This window comes from Lysinibacillus sp. FSL M8-0134 (genome assembly GCF_038069745.1).
In the GTDB taxonomy this organism is placed as follows: Bacteria; Bacillota; Bacilli; order Bacillales_A; family Planococcaceae; genus Lysinibacillus; species Lysinibacillus irui.
Map to the genome: position 1 here is coordinate 2,923,108 of NZ_JBBPAJ010000001.1, position 23,075 is coordinate 2,946,182.

At 37.7% G+C, this 23,075-nt stretch carries 20 protein-coding genes; 3 read left to right on the forward strand and 17 right to left on the reverse strand.

The features are described 5' to 3' along the window. Window positions 1-3 precede the first annotated feature (3 nt). From MKY49_RS14985 to MKY49_RS15040, 12 genes are all read right to left on the reverse strand, one after another. Complete coding sequence (locus tag MKY49_RS14985; protein ID WP_341386593.1) at window positions 4-1,722, reverse strand: BC_2427 family protein; 1,719 nt, start codon at window positions 1,720-1,722, stop codon at window positions 4-6. 316 nt (window positions 1,723-2,038) lie between these two features. Beyond that, window positions 2,039-2,842, reverse strand: coding sequence for a CsxC family protein (locus MKY49_RS14990; RefSeq protein ID WP_341386594.1), 804 nt, complete (start codon window positions 2,840-2,842; stop codon window positions 2,039-2,041). Window positions 2,843-3,161: 319 nt separating this feature from the next. Further along, on the reverse strand, window positions 3,162-3,899 hold the full coding sequence (locus MKY49_RS14995; RefSeq protein ID WP_322611593.1) for a 16S rRNA (uracil(1498)-N(3))-methyltransferase: 738 nt from the start codon (window positions 3,897-3,899) through the stop codon (window positions 3,162-3,164). Between the two features lie 83 nt (window positions 3,900-3,982). Further along, window positions 3,983-4,924: a 50S ribosomal protein L11 methyltransferase gene (gene prmA, locus MKY49_RS15000; protein ID WP_274793816.1), complete on the reverse strand. Its 942-nt coding sequence runs from the start codon at window positions 4,922-4,924 to the stop codon at window positions 3,983-3,985. Between the two features lie 21 nt (window positions 4,925-4,945). Next, window positions 4,946-6,064: a molecular chaperone DnaJ gene (dnaJ, locus tag MKY49_RS15005; protein WP_274793817.1), complete on the reverse strand. Its 1,119-nt coding sequence runs from the start codon at window positions 6,062-6,064 to the stop codon at window positions 4,946-4,948. A gap of 227 nt (window positions 6,065-6,291) precedes the next feature. Then, window positions 6,292-8,133 (reverse strand): molecular chaperone DnaK, encoded by a 1,842-nt coding sequence (gene dnaK / locus MKY49_RS15010; protein WP_274793818.1) that lies wholly within the window; start codon window positions 8,131-8,133, stop codon window positions 6,292-6,294. Between the two features lie 74 nt (window positions 8,134-8,207). Then, entirely contained in the window at window positions 8,208-8,780 is a 573-nt protein-coding gene (gene grpE, locus MKY49_RS15015) for a nucleotide exchange factor GrpE (protein ID WP_341386595.1), read from the reverse strand. Window positions 8,781-8,797: 17 nt separating this feature from the next. Further along, the gene (hrcA, locus tag MKY49_RS15020; RefSeq protein WP_274793820.1) at window positions 8,798-9,826 is read right to left on the reverse strand and encodes a heat-inducible transcriptional repressor HrcA; all 1,029 of its coding nucleotides are present in this window, start codon (window positions 9,824-9,826) and stop codon (window positions 8,798-8,800) included. 89 nt (window positions 9,827-9,915) lie between these two features. Next, window positions 9,916-11,061, reverse strand: a complete 1,146-nt coding sequence (gene hemW / locus MKY49_RS15025; RefSeq protein ID WP_322611594.1) for a radical SAM family heme chaperone HemW — start codon at window positions 11,059-11,061, stop codon at window positions 9,916-9,918. 192 nt (window positions 11,062-11,253) lie between these two features. Continuing rightward, on the reverse strand, window positions 11,254-12,450 hold the full coding sequence (gene chrA, locus MKY49_RS15030; RefSeq protein WP_341386596.1) for a chromate efflux transporter: 1,197 nt from the start codon (window positions 12,448-12,450) through the stop codon (window positions 11,254-11,256). Window positions 12,451-12,505: 55 nt separating this feature from the next. Further along, complete coding sequence (locus MKY49_RS15035; RefSeq protein WP_274793823.1) at window positions 12,506-13,360, reverse strand: DUF4179 domain-containing protein; 855 nt, start codon at window positions 13,358-13,360, stop codon at window positions 12,506-12,508. 109 nt (window positions 13,361-13,469) lie between these two features. Beyond that, complete coding sequence (locus MKY49_RS15040) at window positions 13,470-14,666, reverse strand: DHH family phosphoesterase (RefSeq protein ID WP_341386597.1); 1,197 nt, start codon at window positions 14,664-14,666, stop codon at window positions 13,470-13,472. Between the two features lie 132 nt (window positions 14,667-14,798). On the opposite strand from MKY49_RS15040, the gene MKY49_RS15045 reads away from it, so the two are divergent. The 3 genes from MKY49_RS15045 to MKY49_RS15055 all read left to right on the forward strand — a co-directional run bounded on the left by MKY49_RS15045 (window position 14,799) and on the right by MKY49_RS15055 (window position 19,174). After that, complete coding sequence (locus MKY49_RS15045) at window positions 14,799-15,503, forward strand: polysaccharide deacetylase family protein (protein WP_322606463.1); 705 nt, start codon at window positions 14,799-14,801, stop codon at window positions 15,501-15,503. Between the two features lie 346 nt (window positions 15,504-15,849). Further along, window positions 15,850-17,493: a pyridoxal phosphate-dependent decarboxylase family protein gene (locus MKY49_RS15050; RefSeq protein ID WP_341386598.1), complete on the forward strand. Its 1,644-nt coding sequence runs from the start codon at window positions 15,850-15,852 to the stop codon at window positions 17,491-17,493. Beyond that, window positions 17,477-19,174 carry a methyl-accepting chemotaxis protein gene (locus MKY49_RS15055; RefSeq protein WP_341386599.1) on the forward strand — a complete coding sequence of 566 codons (1,698 nt, stop codon included), beginning with the start codon at window positions 17,477-17,479 and terminating at the stop codon, window positions 19,172-19,174. The genes MKY49_RS15050 and MKY49_RS15055 overlap by 17 nt, the downstream gene beginning before the upstream one ends. 81 nt (window positions 19,175-19,255) lie before the next feature. On the opposite strand, the gene MKY49_RS15060 is transcribed toward MKY49_RS15055, so the two are convergent. From MKY49_RS15060 to MKY49_RS15080, 5 genes are all read right to left on the reverse strand, one after another. Further along, the gene (locus MKY49_RS15060; RefSeq protein WP_322606460.1) at window positions 19,256-19,684 is read right to left on the reverse strand and encodes a GatB/YqeY domain-containing protein; all 429 of its coding nucleotides are present in this window, start codon (window positions 19,682-19,684) and stop codon (window positions 19,256-19,258) included. A 128-nt stretch (window positions 19,685-19,812) separates the two neighbouring features. Beyond that, window positions 19,813-20,094, reverse strand: a complete 282-nt coding sequence (locus MKY49_RS15065) for a hypothetical protein (RefSeq protein WP_341386601.1) — start codon at window positions 20,092-20,094, stop codon at window positions 19,813-19,815. A gap of 105 nt (window positions 20,095-20,199) precedes the next feature. Next, window positions 20,200-21,189, reverse strand: a complete 990-nt coding sequence (locus MKY49_RS15070; protein WP_322611598.1) for a zinc-dependent alcohol dehydrogenase family protein — start codon at window positions 21,187-21,189, stop codon at window positions 20,200-20,202. An 83-nt stretch (window positions 21,190-21,272) separates the two neighbouring features. Then, a complete protein-coding gene (locus tag MKY49_RS15075; protein WP_322611599.1) occupies window positions 21,273-21,956 on the reverse strand; it encodes a VOC family protein in 684 nt (227 codons plus the stop codon). Between the two features lie 358 nt (window positions 21,957-22,314). Next, the gene (locus MKY49_RS15080) at window positions 22,315-23,073 is read right to left on the reverse strand and encodes an SMI1/KNR4 family protein (protein WP_322611600.1); all 759 of its coding nucleotides are present in this window, start codon (window positions 23,071-23,073) and stop codon (window positions 22,315-22,317) included. Window positions 23,074-23,075 lie beyond the last annotated feature (2 nt).

A 23,075-nucleotide genomic window follows, 5' to 3' on the forward strand; every position in this document is an offset into this window, starting at 1 on the left:
TTTCTATAATCCACCAAAACCTTGCCCGTCAAATAAGACTTTAATTTTTTGGACTTGTAGCATATGGATAACTAATTCTAATACTATATTTTGACACAATTGATTGGGATGAATGTCTGTCTCATTTGGCTTATTAGACACTGTATACTCAATATTGTGCTGTATATAACCTTCTATAAATAAATTCCCCTTTAATACCGTACATGTTCCATTATCTAATGTCTGTGATTTATAAATAGGTACAAATCTACAATCGGACAGTAGTACCTCATTTGTGATCTCTTTAACCTCTTTAATACCTTTATCAAAAGCTATATATTCCTCCATACATATTTCTATTTTGTATTCCCCTAGCACAACAGGAACTCGTATATGTATAAAAGAATCAGAGGAATAAGAGTTAGTTTCTCCTTTGTGAATTGTTTGCGAGTTATGTAAGGGAACTACTCCTGATTTACACGGATGACGATACTTATTTTTTTTATCATTTTTATCAGTCCTTATTAAAGAAATCATTTGATTAATGTTGGAGCGAACCAAACGATAATTAGGTTGTTCAGGGTAATCCCTAATCGTGTGGAATAACTTAGTTTCAAGTTGAGGTGTTAGTTCGTCTTGTAAATCAAGAAATTCAAATGTAAACTGTTGAACATTTTCACCATAAATAGGAGCATGAAGAAAATCGGTAATTTCTACAAAGGTGGAAAAGGGACTTTTTTTGGTTGTGGTGCATACTTCCCCTTGTTTAGAGGTTGGACTCGCCTTATCAAGATCTGGTGGATTGTTTGACTTTAATTTTTCTATGTCACCTATATGTATATTATGTTCAACCTCAGTAAGAGCTTTATTGGGGAATTTTAGATTACTGTCTGCTTGAGTTGTTAAACCTTGTTCTTCAGACACGTTCTCATTACTATTTGGTAGATAGTCATTTTCTTCCGTATCATTTGATTCTGTAGGACTTGCTAGTTCTTGATTGGAGGCTATCTGATCTTTAATTAAATCCTCGACATGGTCCGCATCGATATGTTGAAATTGTTCGTTGTTCTCGTCTACTATCGGTTCGATAGGTATGTGAAGCCCTTCATTGGAGGTGAGTTGCTCTGATATGGTTGGTTCCTCCGGTAGACACTTCTCGATATGTGAGGGGTGGTCGTATTCTTCCTCAGAATTGGTTTCTGTAAATAGAGGTTGTTCTTCATGGATGATTAGTTGCTCGGTTATTGTCAGTTCCTCCGGGAGACTTCCATCGTTCGCTTGGAGATGGTCGTCTATATATATGAATTGCTCTTCATGGTTAGCTAATTGTTCCGTTAAGATCACTTCTGTGTGGCTCTCACTGATAGCTAGGGGATGGTCTTTTTCTTGCGCAACATTTGTTTCTTTATCTATTGGTAGCTCTTCATTAGATGCTAATTGTTCAGCTAAGCTAGCATCCTCCCTGAAGTGCTCAAAATTTGGATGATGTTCGTGTTCTTCCTCAATAATCGTATCAGTAAGTATGGGTAGCTCTTCATTAGAGATTACATGGTCTGTTAAAGTGGATTCCTCTGCAAGTATTGATATATCCCCTATTTCATCAAATGCATTACTATCTCCGTTATAAGTAGGTTCTAATGGTGATTCGTGATCTATTTTAGTCTGATACGTCCACTCACTATATTTATTTTGTTTAGAGGATATTTCCTTCATCTCTCTAAAGTTAATCCATGGAGTTGCCATTCGTTCACTCCCAAATAATGATTTGACAAAAAAAGCACAACAATAAACAAACTTTTTTTGTTATCAGTTGCGATGATATTAATTCCTTTAAAACATGTTATATGATCGGAAACTTACAATACTAATTACAATTCATATTATGCATTATTTCTACTTTTGTCACAGTCCCCTCCATGAGATATGATTGTACATGTTCTTTTATATTGCAAAAAAGACAGTTAAAAGTTCAAGTAAAGTGAACTTTCAACTGCCTAACAACATATTTGATTTTATATTAGCTTTATTGTTACCATATCTGCTCCACTACATAAAAATATTAACAAGACTCAGTAGGAGGAATAATTTCAGGGACAATTGGTGTTGCTGGTGGAGTAAGCCCTGGAAGAACAGGTGTTACTACACTACTTCCAGCGCCCAAACGGATTTGTTGAACTTGCAATACTTTTACAGTAAGTTCTAATACAATTTTTTCACGTAATGTGCTGAATGCTTCTTCAGGAGCTGCCATAATCGGTGAAAAATCAAGTTCAAAGAAGTTGGCTGCTACTAATTCACCAAATGGTTGTTCATTGTATTTAACGAGATTTTGGAAGAAAGCCTTATCTAATCGAGCATCCATTTGCGTTCTTTCATTAAGGAAGTTTGCCTCCGCAAACTCGGAAATACCTAAGATTGGCGTAGCGCCACCAGTTGCTTGTGGGAAAAATAGTTCTGTAAAACCTGAAAACGGAACATCAGCAATTCTATCCTGAAGTGCTCCATTACATGCTGATGAAGCATATTCAATATTTTTCCGAATATGTCCTGCTACAAATAATTTAGCTCGTGTTACTCTAAAGAAATCCGTGCCAGCAATCCGTGCAAAGCTAACCGGTACCAGTTTCACTTGATTTAGAAAGACATGCTTTTTCACTCGTTTGATTTCTGTTGCTGCAGGACTAAGCGTAATATCCGACTCGACAACGATTTGCAGTGTTGGTTCTGCCAGTACAACTGGAATTTTAATAGTTGGCGTCGTAAGCGGTGTAGTGACTAGCAGCGTAATCTCATTCGTTAACGGTATTTGTTCAGTAGATGTTACTGGACAAGGTTGAATCTGATTAATAAATTGTTCACTCAAAAAATCCCCTCATTTCATTTATAGTATTAGTGAGCTCTCTATCGCTAGAATATGTCGCAATTAAATCTATGTATGGACAATGAACTTGTTCACTTACATATTTTATTTGGAATGTTTGAGCCTGTGATTTTCCGGGGTGACTTTGACTATCCTTTATGTATTAGTAATGATACATATCTTTAATCATAGATGTATAAATCCACTTATAGCACGGATTTAACACCGATCCGCTTCAAATACTAATTAAATAAAAAGCCACTTAAAATAATTTTTAAGTGGCTTTTTCTAGGTCTTGTTGATAGTTAGTTGTACATTACTGTTATTCGAATTCATAGGATATGGCAGACAACGCATATAGTGGCGCTGTTTCTGCACGTAAAATTCTTGGCCCTAATGACATCGTTTGAGCACCTGCTTGTATTAGAGCTTCAGACTCATGACGAGAGATGCCTCCCTCTGGCCCAAAAATAATCAACATTGATTTTGATTTCTTATCATCGACATTTTTTAGCTTGTCCGCAAATCTTGTCCGCTCATCAGCCTTGGCATCTTCTTCATCTGCGATAAAAACGGCATCAAAAAGTTCTATTTGTTGTACCAGTTGCTTAAATCCAATTGGTTCAAAAACTACTGGAATATGTGTACGATGAGCTTGTTCAGCTGCCTCTTTAGCAATCTTTTGTAATCGTTCCTGCTTTTTTGCTCCTTTTTTCTTGTCCCATTTCACAATGGAACGCTCGGCTTCAAATGGTAATAAAGCAAACATTCCGAGCTCTGTTGCTTTTTGCGTAATCAGCTCTAGCTTATCGCCCTTTGGCAAGCCACAAGCTACTGTTACTTGAATCGGTAGCTCTGGTGAAGGAATCGTTTGACCTGTCGCTTCAATTACGACTTCATCATTATCAAACCCTTCAATTGTACATATATGAGCTGTATTTTGTGCAACAACAACGATTTTGTCGCCCTGTTTCATACGCATCACTCGCTCAATATGGCGTGCATCTTCTCCACTAATACGTGCATTTTCTATGGCTGTCTCAATAAAATAACGTTGCATGCTACACAGTCCTTTCTACTACTGGTAGAGAAAACGCCAAATCACAAGCACACGGCTCACGATTTGGCGCTTCTTCAATCATGTTATAGTGGTCGACGGGCAATAATAGCGACCCAATCTTCCATCAATAATACTTCTTCAATAACGAAGCCTGAAGCTTCAAGTGCTGCTTTTACATCATCACGTTTTGCCCCGATGATGCCTGAAGTGACATATAATCCACCTGGTTTCACAATTGTATAAGCGTCGTCTGTGAAGGACATAATGATCTCTGCCAAAATATTAGCTACAACCACATCTGCTGGTTCTTTTACTGTATCTAATAAGTTCCCATGGAATACCGCTACTTTATCTTCTACTTTATTTAAGGCAACATTTTCTTGTGCTGAGCGTACAGCTACCTCGTCTAAATCGAGAGCATGCACACTTTTGGCACCAAGTAATGCTGCTCCAATAGATAATACACCTGATCCTGTTCCAATATCGACTACTGTATCCCCTTCTTTAATGACTTTTTCAAGTCCTTGTAAACACATCACTGTAGTAGGGTGTGTACCTGTACCGAACGCCATGCCAGGATCTAACTCAATAATCAATTCATCTGTAGAAACAGGCGTATAATCTTCCCATGTTGGTACGATAGTAAAGCGTTCAGAAATTTTGACAGGATGGTAGTATTGCTTCCAGGCAGTTGCCCAATCTTCTTCGTTGACTTCAACAATGGATACTACATTTTCACCGATATCGATGTTAAAGTTTGTTAAATTTGTGATAGCTGCTTTAATTTCTTCGACAGTTTCATTTAAAAAGCTAGACTCCGATAAATAAGCTTTGACAATCACGCCATCTTTCGGAAAATCCTCTTCATTTAGCGCGTAAATTTCACCATATTGATCCTCACGTGGCTTCGCAAATTCTGCAGAATCTTCGATGACAACACCACTTGCACCTGCTTCATGCAAAATATTCGAAATTGCTTCTACCGCTTCATTTTTTGTATGAATGGATAATTCTGACCACTTCACGTAGCTCTTCAGCTCCTCTAATTATTCACCTTGGAATTTTTTCTTAATTTTATCAAATAGTGAACTACCCTGTTCTTCAGGAATATCGCCACTAATTTCTGCAAATTCTCGTAGTAATTGCTTTTGTCTCTCCGTTAATTTTTCTGGTGTCATGACTTTCACCGTTACGTATTGATTACCCATACCATAGCCATGAACATTTTTAACACCTTTATCTTTTAGACGGAATTGAGCGCCTGACTGTGTACCAGCTGGGATACGTAATTTAACTTTACCATGAACTGTTGGCACTTCAATTTCGTCCCCTAGTGCTGCTTGTGGGAATGTTAATTTTAGCTCGAAGTAAATATCGTCCCCATCACGTTCAAATTCATTGTGACCTTGGACACGGAACATAATATATAAATCCCCTGCAGGTCCACCATTTATACCTGGTTCACCTTGACCAGATACACGAATTTGTTGACCATCATCAACACCAGCTGGAATCGTCACTTTAATTTTTTTGCGTTTTTGGACTTTTCCTTCTCCACGACAAGTTGAACATTTTTCTTTTATGATTTTACCTGTACCATGACAAGTTGAACATGTACGACGGTTCATCATACGACCAAATGGTGTATCTACTGCTTGATTGATTTGTCCAGCACCATTACATGTTGAACATGTTTCAGGCTGTGTACCTGGTTTAGCTCCTGAACCATGACATGTTTCACACGTTTCATCTTTCGGGATTTCTATTTCTGTTTCTTTCCCAAAAATAGCTTCTTCAAATTTTATGTTCATGCGATATTGCAGGTCATCACCTTTGCGTGGCGCATTTGGGTCTTGACGGCGACCTCCACCGCCAAAGAATGAGCTGAAAATATCCTCGAAGCCGCCAAAGCCACCGCCTCCGAAGCCACCACCAAAGCCTGCATTCGGATCTTCATGACCAAATTGGTCGTAACGAGCTTTTTTCTGGTCATCACTTAATACTTCATATGCTTCAGCGATTTCTTTGAATTTTTCATCTGCACCTGGCTCTTTATTAAGGTCAGGGTGATATTGTTTTGATAATTTACGGTATGCTTTTTTAATCTCATCTTTTGAAGCCGATTTTGTTAAACCAAGCACCTCGTAATAATCGCGTTTCTCCATGATTCACACTCCGCTCTGTTTGCATAAAATCTATTGTAACATGCAGTTGATAAAACTGCCTCTTTTTTTCGAACTAATTGTCTTATAATATAGAGTTTTTTTACTTCCTAGCAGCTAACGTATGCAGCTATTCCATAAATGGTGCCATTCACGTGAAGTGTTCTCACATCATGACAAAAGCCAAAGCCGCAAGCGGTCTTTGGCTTTTCACTTAACTGTGTTAACTCTTATTTATCGTCTTTTACTTCTTCGAATTCAGCATCTACAACACCGTCATCTTTTTTACCTGCACCAGTGTCTGCTCCTGCTTCGCCACCTTGAGCTGCTTGAGCAGCTGCTGCTGCTTGTTCGTAAACTTTCATTACTAATGGCTGTAATACGCCTTCTAATTTTTCTTTCGCTGCTTTAATGCCTTCTAATTCACCAGCTTCAAGTGCTTTTTTCAATTCATCACGAGCATCTTCAACTGATTTTTTCTCGTCTTCTGTAATTTGCTCACCTAAGTCAGCAATTGTTTTATCCACTTGGAATACTAATTGATCAGCTTCATTGCGTAGGTCTGCTTCTTCTTTACGTTTAGCATCTGCCTCAGCATTCGCCTCTGCGTCTTTTACCATACGCTCAATTTCTTCGTCTGATAATCCAGAATCAGATTGGATTACAATTGTTTGCTCTTTGTTTGTACCAAGGTCTTTCGCTTTTACAGATACGATACCGTTTTTATCAATATCGAATGTTACTTCGATTTGAGGTACACCACGTGGTGCTGGTGGAATGTCTGCTAATTGGAAGCGACCTAATGTTTTATTGTCAGCTGCCATTGAACGCTCACCTTGTAGAACATGGATATCTACTGCTGGTTGGTTATCTGCTGCTGTAGAGAATACTTGTGATTTTGATGTAGGGATTGTTGTGTTACGATCAATTAACTTCGTGAACACACCACCCATTGTTTCAATACCAAGTGAAAGTGGTGTTACGTCAAGTAATACTACGTCTTTTACATCACCTGTTAGTACGCCACCTTGTACTGCAGCACCCATTGCAACAACTTCGTCTGGGTTAACACCACGGTGAGGTTCTTTACCAGTTTCTTTACGTACTGCTTCTTGTACTGCTGGAATACGTGTTGAACCACCAACTAAAATAACTTGGTCGATTTCTGAAGTTGAAAGACCTGCATCAGATAATGCTTGGCGCACTGGTCCAACTGTACGGTTTACTAATGGTAATGTAATTTCATCGAATTTTGCACGAGTTAAAGAGATTTCTAAGTGTAAAGGTCCTGCTTCACCCGCTGTAATGAACGGTAAAGAGATTTGCGTTGATGTTACACCAGATAAATCTTTTTTTGCTTTTTCAGCTGCGTCTTTAAGACGTTGCATAGCCATTTTATCTTTTGATAAATCAATACCATTTTCTTTTTTGAATTCTGCTACTAGATATTCGATAATTGCATCATCGAAATCATCTCCACCTAGTTTGTTATCACCAGCAGTTGCTAGTACTTCAAAGACACCGTCACCTAATTCAAGGATTGATACGTCAAATGTACCACCACCAAGGTCAAATACTAATACTTTTTGATCTTGATCTTGTTTGTCTAATCCATAAGCTAGTGCAGCAGCAGTTGGTTCGTTAATGATACGCTCTACTTCAAGACCTGCGATTTTACCAGCATCTTTAGTCGCTTGGCGTTGTGCATCGTTAAAGTAAGCAGGAACTGTAATAACAGCTTTTGTTACTTTTTCTCCTAAGTAGTCTTCTGCGTAGCCTTTTAAGTATTGAAGAATCATAGCAGATACTTCTTGTGGTGTATAATCTTTATCTTCCACTGTTACTTTTTCAGCTGTACCCATTTTTGATTTAATAGAAATGATTGTATTAGGGTTTGTAACTGATTGACGTTTCGCTACTTCACCAACTTGACGTTCACCATTTTTAAAGGCAACAACAGATGGTGTAGTACGGTTTCCTTCTGGGTTTGGAATTACTTTTGGTTCTCCACCTTCAAGTACAGAAACGCAAGAGTTTGTTGTTCCTAAGTCAATACCAATAATTTTGCTCATTAAAATTTCCTCCTATTATTTCAACGCAAGGGATGCGTTTTTAACTGATTTTAATTGACTAAATAGTACAAGGACTATTCGTTCACAGATACCATTGTAGGGCGTAACACACGATCCTTTAAGATATACCCTTTTTGCAGCTCGCGTAAGACAACACCCGTCTCTTTTTCACTATCTTGTTCTTGCATAACAGCTTGGTGTACATTTGGATCAAATGGTTCACCTTCTGCTTTAATAACTTGCAGACCTTCTTTTTCTGTTGCTTCAATTAAAGAGCGATACACCATTTCAATCCCTTTAATAATAGATGCAGCTTCTTCCGAAGTTGTCTCAACTTGTAAGGCACGCTCAAAATTATCAAGAACTGGCAATAAATCAGATAGTAAGTTTTGTGCGCGGTATTTTTCAGCAGCCTCACGGTCTAACTGATTACGACGACGCATATTATCGAAGTCAGCGCGTAAGCGTAGGTGACGGTTTTCCTCGTCATCAAGCTTGGCTTGTAGTTCAGCCAGCTTTACCTCATACTGTTCTTCAATTGATAATTCAACTTCTTCTTGAACTTCTGCTTGTGCTACTTCCTCTTCTGTCGTTTCAGCTTGTACATCTTCTTGTACTAAATCTTTGTTTTCAGTTGTTTCTGTCACTTGAATCCTCCTCATTATCATTCACTACGATTCTTCGTAAAGGCCTGTGTTAAATCCAAGCGCATTACGTCTAATAAAGCCACGACACGCTTATAATCCATGCGTGTTGGGCCAATAATAGCAATGGCTCCCTGTTGATCATCACCAATGGAATAAGTAGTAGTAATGACACTGCAATTTTCCATTTCTAATTGTTTATTTTCTGAGCCTATCCGAATATGAATACCTGATTCGTTCGGATGAAAAAGTGACTGCACTTGGCTAGTCGTCTCCATTAAGTCCAAAATCATACGGACTTTGTTTAAATCATGGAATTCTGGTTGGTTAAACATATTCGTTTTACCACCATAGAAAATTTTACTTTCTGGATTTTGCATAGTGGCTGTCACGAGTGCGCGAATAAAATCATCCGCTGATCGAACATGCTGCTGTAGCACAGCCAGCACTTCAGCCTCAAGTCTTTTATGGAGATCTTCTAATGATACACCGATTAAGCGCTCATTTAAGATATTCACCATTTTCTCTAAATCCGAAGCGGTAAAGTCAGGCGGTAAGTTGAACATGCGATTTTCTACATGCCCATTGTTCGTCACGATAATTGCTACTGCAGTATCGCTCGAAAGAGGCACAATTGAAAATCGTTTGACACGATGCCTTTGAACATCAGGTCCTAAAAGTATGGAAGTATATGATGTCAGCTCCGATAAAATATTGGCTGACTTTCGGATAATATGCTCTACTTCTACTAATCGATCATTGAAAATTGATTGGATTTGTTGTATGTCCTTCGAATTAATACCTTGTGGACTCAACAAATGATCTACATAAAATCTGTAACCCTTTTCCGAAGGCACTCGACCAGAGGAAGTATGAGTTTTTTCTAGAAAGCCTAATTCCTCTAAATCCGCCATTTCATTTCGAATAGTGGCTGGACTAAATGTAATCCCTTGTTTTTTGGAGATTTGGCGAGAACCTACCGGCTGTGCAGACACAATAAAGTCGTCTACAATGACTTGCAATATCTGTAACTGCCGATTTGTTAGCATGATTATCACCTCTGTTAGCACTCGACTAAGAGGAGTGCTAATACTATTATTAAATTATCAAATCCCACATTTTATGTCAACGATATCGCTCAATCTTCTAGCAAAAATTGTTGAAATACTTCATTCCCTACGAAACGTCCTTTGCGCGTAAGACGAATTCCCCTCTCATCATGTTCCAAAAGCCCTTCTGATTCTAGCTTTTCGATGACTTGCTCATACTGTGCATTCATCGGCTCATTAAATTTCTCTTCATATATAGAGTGCATAACGCCCTCTGTTTTTCGCAGTCCTAAAAACATTTGTTCTTCTCTCTTCTCCGCTTGTGTTACCTCATGCTCATGTACAATTGGTAGCTCTTCTGCAAAAACAGCATCCATATACTTTTTCAATGGACCATGATTAGAATAGCGTATACCCGCTAGGTACCCATGAGCACCTGCCCCAAAACCGGCATACTCATCATTATCCCAATATATTTTATTATGTTCTGAATGAAAACCGGGTTTTGCAAAATTACTAATTTCGTATTGTTGAAGTCCGTGTAAAGACATTTCTTGCATTAGCACATCATACATATCCGCTTCAAGATCCTCAGTCGGTAAATGCAATTTGCCTTTAGCATATTGATTATAGAAAATGGTTTTTGGCTCTACAATAAGGGAATAGGCAGAGAAGTGCGGTAAATCTAGCGCAAAAGCTTTTTCTAATGAATCCAGCCATTGAGCCATCGTTTGCCCAGGCAACCCATACATTAAATCAATGCTAATATTGTGAAAGCCATGCTGTTTTGCCAAAGCGATTGTTTCGTAGACATGTTCATTACTATGTGTGCGTCCAATCTTCTGTAACAGTCCTTGGTCAAATGATTGCACACCCATACTCAGGCGATTAACACCACCATCAAACAATACTTGCAATTTTGCTGCAGACAGTTCATCAGGATTGGCCTCTGATGTAAATTCTTTCACACTACTCATTGGAATATACGCATGAATATACGTTAGTAGTTTGTCCAATTGTTCTGGAGATAAAGCAGTTGGTGTCCCTCCACCGAGAAAAATCGTTTCGATGTTACGAAAATGCTCAGGATATTTTTTTGTTACTAGGGCCATCTCTTTCCCTAGTGCTTCTATATATTCATCCACTGGTTGATTTTTAAAATAAAATTTATTGAAATCACAGTAATTACAGATTTGATGACAGAAAGGAATATGAATGTAAACACCTCGCGCCATAGCCATCCCTTCTTTCTCGTTAAGTCTTTTCCATTTCTACATTATAACGAATCAATAGCAGGAACGCTATGAAACCATCTAGAGAGCTTGCAATTCAACACTCTTAAGATGATGTATATTTGATTGGTCTCCACAAAAACGAACTGCACTTCAAATGTTAGTTAGACTCTAACAATCGAAAGTGCAGTTTTTTCATGTATAACAAACAATTCCCACTATAATACCTAAGAGCACCAGTATGTAGGGTTGCATTTTCCAACGAATTAAACACCATATAAAGACCGCGACTATACAAATATCTAACCCGTTTACAATGGTTTGCGTAACAATTGGATGGATAAATGCAGCAGCTAAAATGCCTACGACTGCAGCATTTGCCCCTGCCATCGCCCCTTTGAGCCGTGCAATACGACTTAAACTAATCCAAAATGGAAGAGTCCCAATGACTAGTAAAAAAGCAGGTAGAAAAATCGCTAAAGTAGCAATGATTGCTCCTGGAATACCAGCAATGACCATACCTATATACGCTGCAAACGTAAATAAGGGTCCTGGAACTGCCTGTGTCATACCATAGCCAGCTAAAAAATCGGACGTAGTAATTTGGCCGCTTTGTACAAACTGTGCTTCCAGTAAAGGTAAAACAACATGACCACCACCAAATACTAAGGCCCCAGCAGTATAAAATTTCTCAATCATAGCGATCCATTCATGATTCCAAATGGCACTTATGAATGGTAGACCGATCAGTAACAGTAAAAAAAGTGCTAATAACACCATGCCAGTTATTTTAGAAATTGGTATATGAACCATTTTGGATGAATGGTCCTCATGGTCTTTTTTAATATATTGAAAACCTATACAGGCAGCTACTACTATCGAGGTAATTTGTGCAAATGGATGCAACCATGTCAACACAATTACAAGTGCCAACAAGGCAATCAACCAATGCAATGTGGTAGAAAGTATTTTTTTGCTCATATCAAAAATAGCCTGCGCCACAATCGCCACTGCCACTAACTTCAAACCATGTATCCAATCCATTTTCAGTTCTGTCAAAATGGACAGATAAGCAAATACCATGAGTATTAATACTGAGGGTAATGTAAAACCAACAAATGATAGAAGGCTCCCTAATAGCCCACCTCTTACTAAACCGATCCCCATCCCCACCTGACTGGATGCGGGACCAGGTAAAAATTGACTTAATATGACAAGTTGACTATAGTCATGCGCAGACAGCCATTTCCTTTTTTGCACATATTCCTGTTGAAAATAGCCTAAATGAGCTGTTGGCCCTCCAAACGAGGTACAGCCTAATTTTAAAGAAACCCAAAATATCTCCCATAGCGTTCGCAAACTCTCAACTACTTTCCCTGTCTTTTCTTTCATTTTACATGGAAAGCAGATCCTTTCATTTTAAAAGTTTGTAAATTTTACTTGCAGGCTAATCTTCCTTTATTTTAATGGCAGAACCAACTTTTTGACCTTCTTTATCGACTGGGATTAATTGATAATTCCCCTCTGTTAAATAGAGAGCATCCACACGGCTCCCCCACTTTGTACGCTCTTTATTTAATGGATAGGGTGTTTCAAAGCGCCACGATTGCCCTGCTTTTGATTGAATTTTAAAGTATAAAGTGTCATTTATTATACTCTTTTCAGACTGAAAATAAATTGTGGTCGAAATAGGTGTTGAAACGACTCTGTCAATCGTTATTTCCTGTTGATCGACATGCTCGATTTTTTTTCCTATAGAAAAGACTTGCCGATCTTCTTGTAATTGTTCCTGAGATGCCTCTATTTGAAATTCCCAAGGCTTGTCAATTGGTGTTTCTACATTCCAATCTTTATACCGAATAACTAATTCTAATTGTTCATCAGACGGAAAATCATCCATTTTAATGCTATTGTATATTGTATAAACGTGTGCAGATTTTGCTATGGACTGTCCACCATTACGAACCATATAATCTTGACCATTGACAAGTATTTGCGGGAAGAAGAATACTTGATGATCAGGCGCAAACTCTTTTACAGGCTCGAAGGTTGCATTTAACAAAATTTGATTATCATCAATAATCACTTCATTTAACGTTAAACGACCTAAGCTATTGGTAGCTGTCTTACCTACTTCTGTTTTGTAGGCTTCAAAGTCAACATCTTTATCCCAACATAAATACAGCACAAACCCACTAACCATCATCAATAAAAGAAATACAACTATACTCCTACTCCATTTTTTTCGTCCTCGATTTTCCTTATCCAAATCAACAACTCGAAGTATATCATCGGACAACATGTACACCTCATTTTTTAATAATCGTTATGTTTCATTGTAGTTTGTCTCGATGCATTATATAACCTTGATTTACCGGAAGGATGGATAAATTCATATGTAAAAGGAATTATTACATTCCTTTATTTGAATGACGGACTTTATTTGCTTCCTGCATTAAATAGTCCACAAAGACATCATCTCTTACTAGCCATGCTTGGTAATTCCGTTTCAAAAACCACTCTGCTTCATTAAAACTTGAAAAAATTTGCTCTAAGGGTATTCGATTTTTTTCTATTACCCAGTCTATTTCATTATTTGTATATAGTAGAAACACTTCATCTTCAAGGTTTTTATAAAATGTTCCAAATGATGTTCCTTTGATGTTATAGCGATTTCTTTTTGCATCCTCTGGAATAGGCTCTATATGAAATGTTTCTAACACAAACTGTTTATAAGCTTCCACTGTTAAAGAGCAACCGGCAGCCTTTTGATGCCCACCACCACCATATTGGGCTGCGATGGAGGATACATCAATATGGTCATGAATCGTCCGAAATGAGATTTTTTTACTTCCCATATTCATCATGGCAATATAATCAAGATGAACATTTTCTTTTCCTAATTCATTGCCAAGCTCAGAATGGTACGATTCCGCATAGACAATGCCAGCATAAAATTCGCCCAAATTTGTTTGGACAAGCTCTCGTTTCTTACGTCGAATATAACGCTCTATTTTTTCTTCTTCCATACTTAAAATTTTCTTTTCGAATTCATCAAAATCAAAGTGATTATTTGTTTTTAAACGATCAAGCATTTTCTCTTCAAACTCTTCAATAGACACTAAAAAAAAGAGGGCATTTAACCGTTGTGCTTGAAAATTCCCATTCTTTTCCCATTCCCAAGTATCGTACTGCCTTACTAACTCTACAAACTCTGAAATGGCCTCTGTTTTTTCTAATAGTCCATGGGTCACAAGGTATTGATAAAATAATGAGGTAGCTGATGTTAAGCCTTGCTCATCTTCAATTAAAACCTTTCCCCATTCATATTGATTTAAATGAAGAGCTGTTTTATGGTGGTCCAACAATTGCACATTACCAGTGGCTTGGTAATAATCCTGAATCCTTTTTTCATTTTTTTCATTTGGAGAAAGATCGGTAATAAACAAAAACGTTTTCTGTTGGTCATTCTCCAAAAAGAACTCTATTTCACGGTCAAGTGCCGTAATGGAATTGTAGCGTATCTTCACTTTATCATTAAACGCAAGCTTCGCTAAAATTCCACAACCTACTCCATCTAAATCGTTATGTGATAATAGTTTATACATCTCCTCACCTCAAACGTAGTATGCTTAATTTTTTGGTATTCAAACAAAAGAAGATGAAACTTCGTTGTGATCGCATTTGAGATGACATACATTTAAACAATAACCGTCATGATGAAAGAAAGGAGTCTGTCAATGAAACGGAGACTAACTTATACTGGAATGGTGATTTTATTCATCATTGCTTTAACATTTGCTGCCTATAAATTAATGAATGCTCGTGATTATCAATTGTTTGGTAATATTACCTCACATGTTAAAACAGAGGAAAAGGTTGTTGCCTTAACCTTTGATGATGGACCTACTAAAAATACTAGTGCCATTCTCGCCTTACTTGACAGTTACCAAGTAAAAGCCACATTTTTTCTAATTGGGGATGACATTGAGGAAAATCCAGAAGAGGCTAAAAAAATTGTGGAAGCTGGACATCAAATTGGCAATCATACGTATTCACACAAGCGTATGGTATTAAAAAGCCCTTCCTTTATTAAAAATGAAATAGAAAAAAACGATGCGCTTATTGCTAGTATTGGTTACCAAAAAACACCTGTCGTAAGACCACCGTATGGTAAAAAATTATTTGGATTGCCTTACTACTTAAATAAACATCAACGCAAGACGATTACTTGGAACTTAGAACCCGATACATTTTTTACAAACGCAGAAGACAAAATTAACTATGTAACTGAAAATATTCAACCAGGATCTATCATTTTAATGCACCCGATGTATGATCCTACTGACAATGAATTGCAGGCAATAGAAGGAATGTTGCAAGCTCTTAGTAATGATGGATATACATTTGTTACAGTAGATGAACTTCTACAATTTCAGCAATAAACATACAGTTACCTCGGGTCTGTACTACTCTCCGTGCAGACTCAAGTTAGTTAGAAAGTATCACCTTCTCAATCTTTATATATAACATCAACATTATAAATTATATAACTTCACACCTCCCCTTTAATCAACATTTTGTACACCTTCATCAGCTATTATCTCTACACAGAACAACAATGTATTTTATACCAACGAAAGTAAGACTTTTCAGAAATGTTAATAAATATTTTTTCAGTAAAATATAATAACCAACTCTGCTAAAATATGCTATTATACCATTAGTATAAGGTCCTATTTTTATTAAGTTAAAAATAGAGGAAATATGAACTAAAAAAGGATGATGATGATGCACAATATCCAACAATTATTCCAGAGCGAAGATGGAAATATTCAACAAAGAGAGAATTTTTTATCCCTATTAGAGAAAATTGTTTCCTCATTAGATGAATTAAAGAATCCTAATAAAACTACACTTGGTCCAATGAAAGAACGTTCTGCTAATTTTTACCAAGAACTAATGCAGGACCATCAAGTACCAACAACAGGTGTTGGGCTCGATCAAGTAGTAGATGAATTAACACAATTAATGCAAGGACATCCCTATCATACACGTAACTTTGTTACCAATGTTTTACCGATGGCAAGTATCCCAGGTGTATTAGGCCAGTTTACAAATGCCCTACTGAACGGCAATAACTTATGGGATGTTTACGGTCCAGCTGCTGCTGAGTGTGAAGTAAAAGTAGTATCGATGATGTCAAAATTAGTAGGCTATGATTATACAAAGAGCTTTGGCTATACTACATGGGGCGGTCAAGGTGCGGTATTCAGCGGATTACGTCTTGCTATTGCAAAACAATTCCCACATGCAAAGGAAGACGGTGTACCAAATAACTTATATTGCTTTGCTTCAGAAAATGCCCATTATAGCCTATTAAAATCTGTAGAAGCAGTAGGCATCGGTAGTAAACATTTAGTACGTGTAAAAGCAGGCAAAGATCATGCTATGGATGTGGAAGACCTACATGCTCGTATGACAGAAGTTATCGAAAATGGCGGTATTCCTGTCTATGTAGTAGCAACTACAGGTGCAACAGATCAATTTGGGATTGATGATGTACAAGCCATCAAAGAAGTCACAACAACGCTTGAGAAGAAATATAATTTACAGCCAGTACATATTCATGCGGATTCAGCGTTAGGTGGATTTTATGCTTTTTTCAATGATTATGATTTCAAGAATAACCCACTACAATTTGAAGAGGAAGTATTACAAGGTTTATCACAAATCCATAAACGTATGCAGCATTTAGCTATTGCAGATAGCCTGTGCTTCGACTTCCAAAAGCTTGGACAAACACCTTATTTAACAAGCTTATTCTTAGTTAAAGATGGTAAAAGCTTGCAATTATTAGATATTGAGGACTTCGATACGCCATATGTCGGGAATCGTGGTTATGGCTCTTATCATACTGGCTATACATTAGAATGTTCTCGTATGGGTAGCTCTATTGCTATTTTCGCTGCATTACAGGCGTTCGGTAAAGAAGGCTATCAACAATTACTAGCTAATTATGTACGAGTGAATTTAGCTTTCCGTGCTCAATTAGCTGAGAAAACACCAATGTTACAGGTGGTAAATGAAACGAATATCGGTCCTGTAACAGCTTTCCGTTTGTATCCAGACGGGTTGAATTGGCAGGCTGAACAAGCTGGTCATTATACACAAGATCAGATTGAACATATTAATGGTATCAACGCTTCATTCTTTGAAATTATTGGAGAAGGACGAGACGAAGTATTCTTTGGTGACACGACACGAGTTTGTACCGTTCATACTAGTGATACAACACAACATGTTCCAGTTGCAGCGGCGAAATTCTTCTCTATTTCACCTTATACAGAAACAGCTCATATTCCAGATATGATTCATTTCTTACAGCAAAAGCTTAAAGTACTGGAGGCGTCTCACATTGCGTATCGTCACTAAATTTAAGAGCTCTTTACTCTATAAATATATAGCCAGTTTCACTATTCCAATAGCGATTATCTCTTTGCTATTTAGTGTTGTATTATTTGTAGCTTCTTATCGGATTATCGACAATTTTGTGATTAAACAATTCGAATCTACTTTAGAGATTACATCCAATACGATTTTTGAAGATATTGAGAAAAATGACGTCAAAGCAGCGGATAACGGTAGTCCTGACAAATATAAAAAAGTATTGGATCAATTGAACACAGTAGTTAAAAAGTATGATATTGAAAATGCCTATGTGCTTTCTAAAGCCAATGGTAAGGAGCATATTGTCGCTTTAAGTAATACCGATAATCATCAACAAGACTATGTGTTTAGTGAAGAAATGCATGAAGCCTTAAACTCTGGAACTAGTCAAACGAGTGAATTATACGAGGATGAATATGGAATCCATAAATCTATTTTTATCCCCTTTAAAGATACTGATATTATTTTCGGTTTAGATATGGATGCCTCTTTCATCTCTGAACTTCAAACGGAAACACTATGGATTTGTATTGTTCTTACCGTTATATTTATTATTTTTGGGGTGATCGTTGCTTACTTTATTAGTGTAGGTATTACGAAGCCAATCAAAAAAATGACTCGCTATGTCGGTCAAGTTGCACAAGGGGATTTAGCTGTCGAACCTCTGCAAATAAAAGGTTCCAATGAAATTGCCCAGCTGTCTTCAGGGATAGAAAATATGACGGAAGATTTACGCTCATTGATTCATCAAATAGCTCAGAATGCTGAACAAGTGGCCGCCATGTCAGAAGAATTAACAGCAAGCTCTGAACAGACAAGTGCATCCATTCAGCAAATTACATCTTCTATGCAAGAGGTAGCAGTGGGCTCAGAAAAGCAAACTTCTTCGATTGAAGAAGTAGAAAGTCATATTACTACTATCTCAAGCAAAATGACAGAGGTTGTAAAAAGCGTCACTGATGTTACAGAAAAAGCATTTCACACTTCAGCAATCTCTGAAAAAGGAAATATGACGATTCAGGATGCTACAGAAAAAATGGCCGTTACATCTCAAGCCATTCAAGAGTCTGCAACTGTCGTAGAACGATTAAGCACATATACAAATGAAATCGGGGATATTGTAACATTGATTACCCAGATTACAGATCAAACAAACTTATTAGCTTTAAATGCATCGATTGAGGCAGCTCGTGCCGGTGAGCATGGTAAAGGCTTTGCCGTAGTGGCTGAGGAGGTACGTAAGCTAGCAGATCAATCTTTAGATGCAACAAACAGTATTCGTACACGTATCGAAACCATTAAAGAAGAGACCTCACAAGCAGTAAATTCAATGGCTATCAGCAGTAGTAATCTTGCTGAAAGCTCAGCTACATTTGATGCATCAGGAGAAGCATTCGCAGATATCAATAGTCAAATCACTGCATTGACGCAGGAAATGGATCATGTTAATACTATTATGTCCAACATCAATGAAGGCATTAGCAGTATAGCTATTTCTGTAGAGCAAGTGGGCGTAGTAGCTATGCAAGCCTCAGGTAATATTCAAAACGTAGCGGCTGCCTCTGAAGAGCAATCAGCAAGTATTGAAGAAATAACCGCTTCTTCAAATAACTTAGCTGAAATGGCGCAACAGCTTCGTAATATTATTCAAAAATTCAAGTTATAAAATGAACAGATCCGCTATCCTTAATTATGGAATAGCGGATTTTTCCATCCATAAAAAAACTTCTACCGTAGTGGTAGAAGTTTAGGCAATAATACTCTTCACAACTTTAGAAATAACAGCGCCTTCTGCTTGGCCTGTAAGCAATGGTTTAGCAATTTTCATAGCCTCGCCCATGTTCATTCCTTTTCCAATACCAGCTGCCACTAATTTCTCAGTAATTTCTTCTTCTGTCAATTGCTTTGGTAAGAAAGATTTCAATAGAGTCAATTTGGCTTCTTCTTTTTCAATCAGGTCAGCTCTCCCAGCTGTTTGTGCACCCTCTAAAGCTTGGTTGGTTTGCTTGACCTCACGATTAATAATGGCCATTTCTTCTTCAGCAGTTAATACCTCTCCCTTTTCCTTTTCAGCTGAATCTAATGCTGATTTTAAAAGAGATAGTACACCTTTCGCTAAAGTATCTTTCTCTCTCATTGCCGTTTTTAATTGTTCAAATACTTCCGTTTTTAACAATGATCTCACTCCTTCTAGCCATCTATATCAGAGAAGATTATATCATAAAACATCCTCAAGAATGACAATCATTGCCTCCATCAGTAAAATAAGCATCTATTATTTTACTTGATAATGTAGCTCCCCTTCTACACATTGATGGAGTGGATTTCTTTCATTTTCGAGCGGGTTGCTCTTCCTTTGAGCGGGTTCCTCCCATTTTCGAGCGGCTGGTCCCTTCCTTTGAGCGGTTTACCTCCCATTTCGAGCGGGGTTGCTCTTCCTTTGAGCGGGTTCCTCCCATTTCCGAGCGGCTTTTCCCTTCCTTTGAGCAGGTTCCTCCCATTTTCGAGCGGCTTTTCCCTTCCTTTGAGCGGTTTACCTCCCATTTCGAGCGGCTGGTCCCTTCCTTTGAGCGGTTTACCTCCCATTTCGAGCGGCTTTTCCCTTCCTTTGAGCGGGTTCCTCCCATTTTTCGAGGGGGTACCCCTCTGTGGAGATACCTTCCATTTTCAAGAGTAAAACATACACATTTGTTATTGATCGTTCGTCAAAAAAACTTTTCCTTTATTAGACGATTGAACAGCATCTATTGCCTTATGAATATCTAGTAATGGAAAATGGGTTTGCACCTTCATCATTTTTAACGAACCATTATGTACAAGATGAATGAGCTGTTGCATTGTTTGCTGCCATTTTTCTGTTGACGTTTGTCGCTGCCAATTTCTTAAATGAAACATCATAGCCTGTACTTTTGCTTGCTTCACAATGTTTGTCCAATTCACTTGTATGCCTGATAAAAGACCAATGGCTAGAAATTTTCCACTGGGCTTTACGCAGAAAGCAAGTTGATTGCCTGCTTCCCCTCCAATAGAATCAATTGCTGCATCGGCTCCTCTTCCCTTGGTTAATGCCATAACTGTTTCATATAAAGGCATTTGAGAAGTATCTATGACAAAGCTTGCTCCAAGCTGCTGTAATTCCTCAGTATGCCGTTGACTCCGTGTCACTGCGATAAGCTGAAAACCTAATAGTTTCGCAAATTGAGCATACATATGCCCGATAGCAGAGCCACATGCATTCACTAACAAAACATCATTTTGCCGTAATTTGAGAACTTCTGTACAGGTCACCAAAGCTGTTAATGGATTAATATACATTTGTGCTGCAGTAAAATCATCCATTACCGCAGGGAGAGCTACAGCAAATTCAGCATTGGTTTTCACCACTTCCTGCCAAGTTCCCTCTCCCCTGAGAGGCAATACTCTCTGTCCAATAAGCTTCGGACTAGCGAGCGGCCCAACCTCTTCTACAATCCCTACACCCTCATAGCCTGGGACTGTTGGTAAAGTGATTCTATGGGCATATTTCCCCCATATCGGTATTAAATCAGAAGGATTGATAGGTCTCGCTCGCATACGAACTAGGATTTCTTGACCTTGTGGAGGTAGGATCGTTTTATTTTCTATCCTTAACACCTCTTGAGGATTTCCAAATTCATAAATTTTAAGGCATTTTGCTTTCAACAACTCTAGCTCCTTTATTAAATATTTGACAACATTCTACGGAACAGCTACTTCTATAAAAATGTATACGACTCTATTGAATATTATAATGGCTTAATGGTTAGTTGACCTTTTTCATCCATATTTAATTGAACAGCTTCATTTATTTCTATACAGATCGGACTGACAATTGCTTTCTTACTCGAAAAATACCAAAGCCTCTCACTTGGCCCTAATAGAATATTAGCACCATCTTCATAGTTACCTAGAAAATTCAGGGCATCTGGTTGAATGTCCTTGTTTTCTATAGACATTATATCCAATTTTTTTAACTTCCTCGCAACCGTTAGAATGTCATCAGTCGTTAAATTAATTTCTCCGATATTTAACACATGCTCAACGGAAAAACTAGAGGAAGAATGTTTTTGATTTACCTCTTGTCTTGAAATAAATTCTATAATATTACCTTCAGGATCGTAAAAATAACAGGAATAAGCCTTTAAAAATTCAAAATAGATTTCATCCTGCCCCTCTGAATGCAATAAGGCTACTCGCTCTTTTGCCCAATTTTTTGCCTGTTGAAATAAATTACTAGGAATATTTAGTGCAAAATGATACTGCTTTTTAATACTTAATGGAGCTTTTTCAAAAGTCATCCTACTATCACCAACGGCTATTGTAAAATAGTCCTCTGTACTTACTAACAACACAAATCCTAACAGCTCACTATAAAATTGCTCCATTTTTTGTAGATCGTGAACAAAAAGTTTAGCCTTCGTAATCCTCATCTTTTAGCCCCCCTTTACTTTCTCTTACTATAACAAGCAGGTGGCTGAAAAGACTTCCTGCAAAAGAATGAAGTTCCAGTTTAGAAGCTATTTTTCCCATATTTGCTGTGACTATTTCATTTTCTTCATGCCACGTTAAATATATGCTTTTCTATCTATGATAGCTATGCACGATAATGGTAGTGGCTTATTCCGCTGTAGTTGCAGCCCTTCTTTCTAGACTCAGCCAACTATTTTGTATAGTTGCCTTAGTAAATTTTAGATTGCCTCTGCATCTGAAGAAACAGCCTCTGGAATTGAACAAGTGACTGCTACAACTTTTTAAAGGAACCACTTTCATCCTCATGATTCCTTTTCATTATCCTCTTTGGAGAAATTCCGCCAAACTGATTTTCTTTTTTTCATAGTCTGCACAAATATGCTGTAGCTCATTTTCTACTCTTAGGGCACCTGCTTCAACTCCCCTAAAAATCAATAGTGGACGCTGTTCTAGAGCTATTCTTGCCTGTGCATAATCGCAAGATAATATTTTTTTAAGCAACAATAATGTCTTTATTTTATCCTGCCCATTACCTGTAATATACAGTTCATAGTACGTTGCACAGCTTGCTTCGGGCAAATCTTCCTCTAAACCAGGCGCAGTTAGTACACTCTCCAGGAACATCAGTAAATTATCATAAGCCAGTGTAAAATCCCAGCTACCTGTTCCATGATGCGCGGTAAAAATAGCGCTATCCCCTCTTGATAAATCGAGACAATAAGGGTCTCCCTCATCAGTTGCAATGACCAAAAAGTCGTCCGGCCAATCTGAAATTACCTCATTTGTCACTGGATTATAGTTGTAACCTTCCTGCCCTCGTATTAAATCTCTTGCTCCATAGATCTGTAAATTTATATAATCACCAGTACTCCATGTGACCCCCTCCACTACATAATGACTCAAAAAGTATACATATTCTTTAGGCAATGACCAACGGCTATCAACAAAAGAGCTAACATCTTCTTCGATATAATTATGAAAGACCATTGGATATGCTGATTCTTGCTTATGAGTCTCTTGGATAAAACTGCGCATTTGTTCAAGTACTGTATCCAGCTTTTTAAGTAAATCTATCAAAA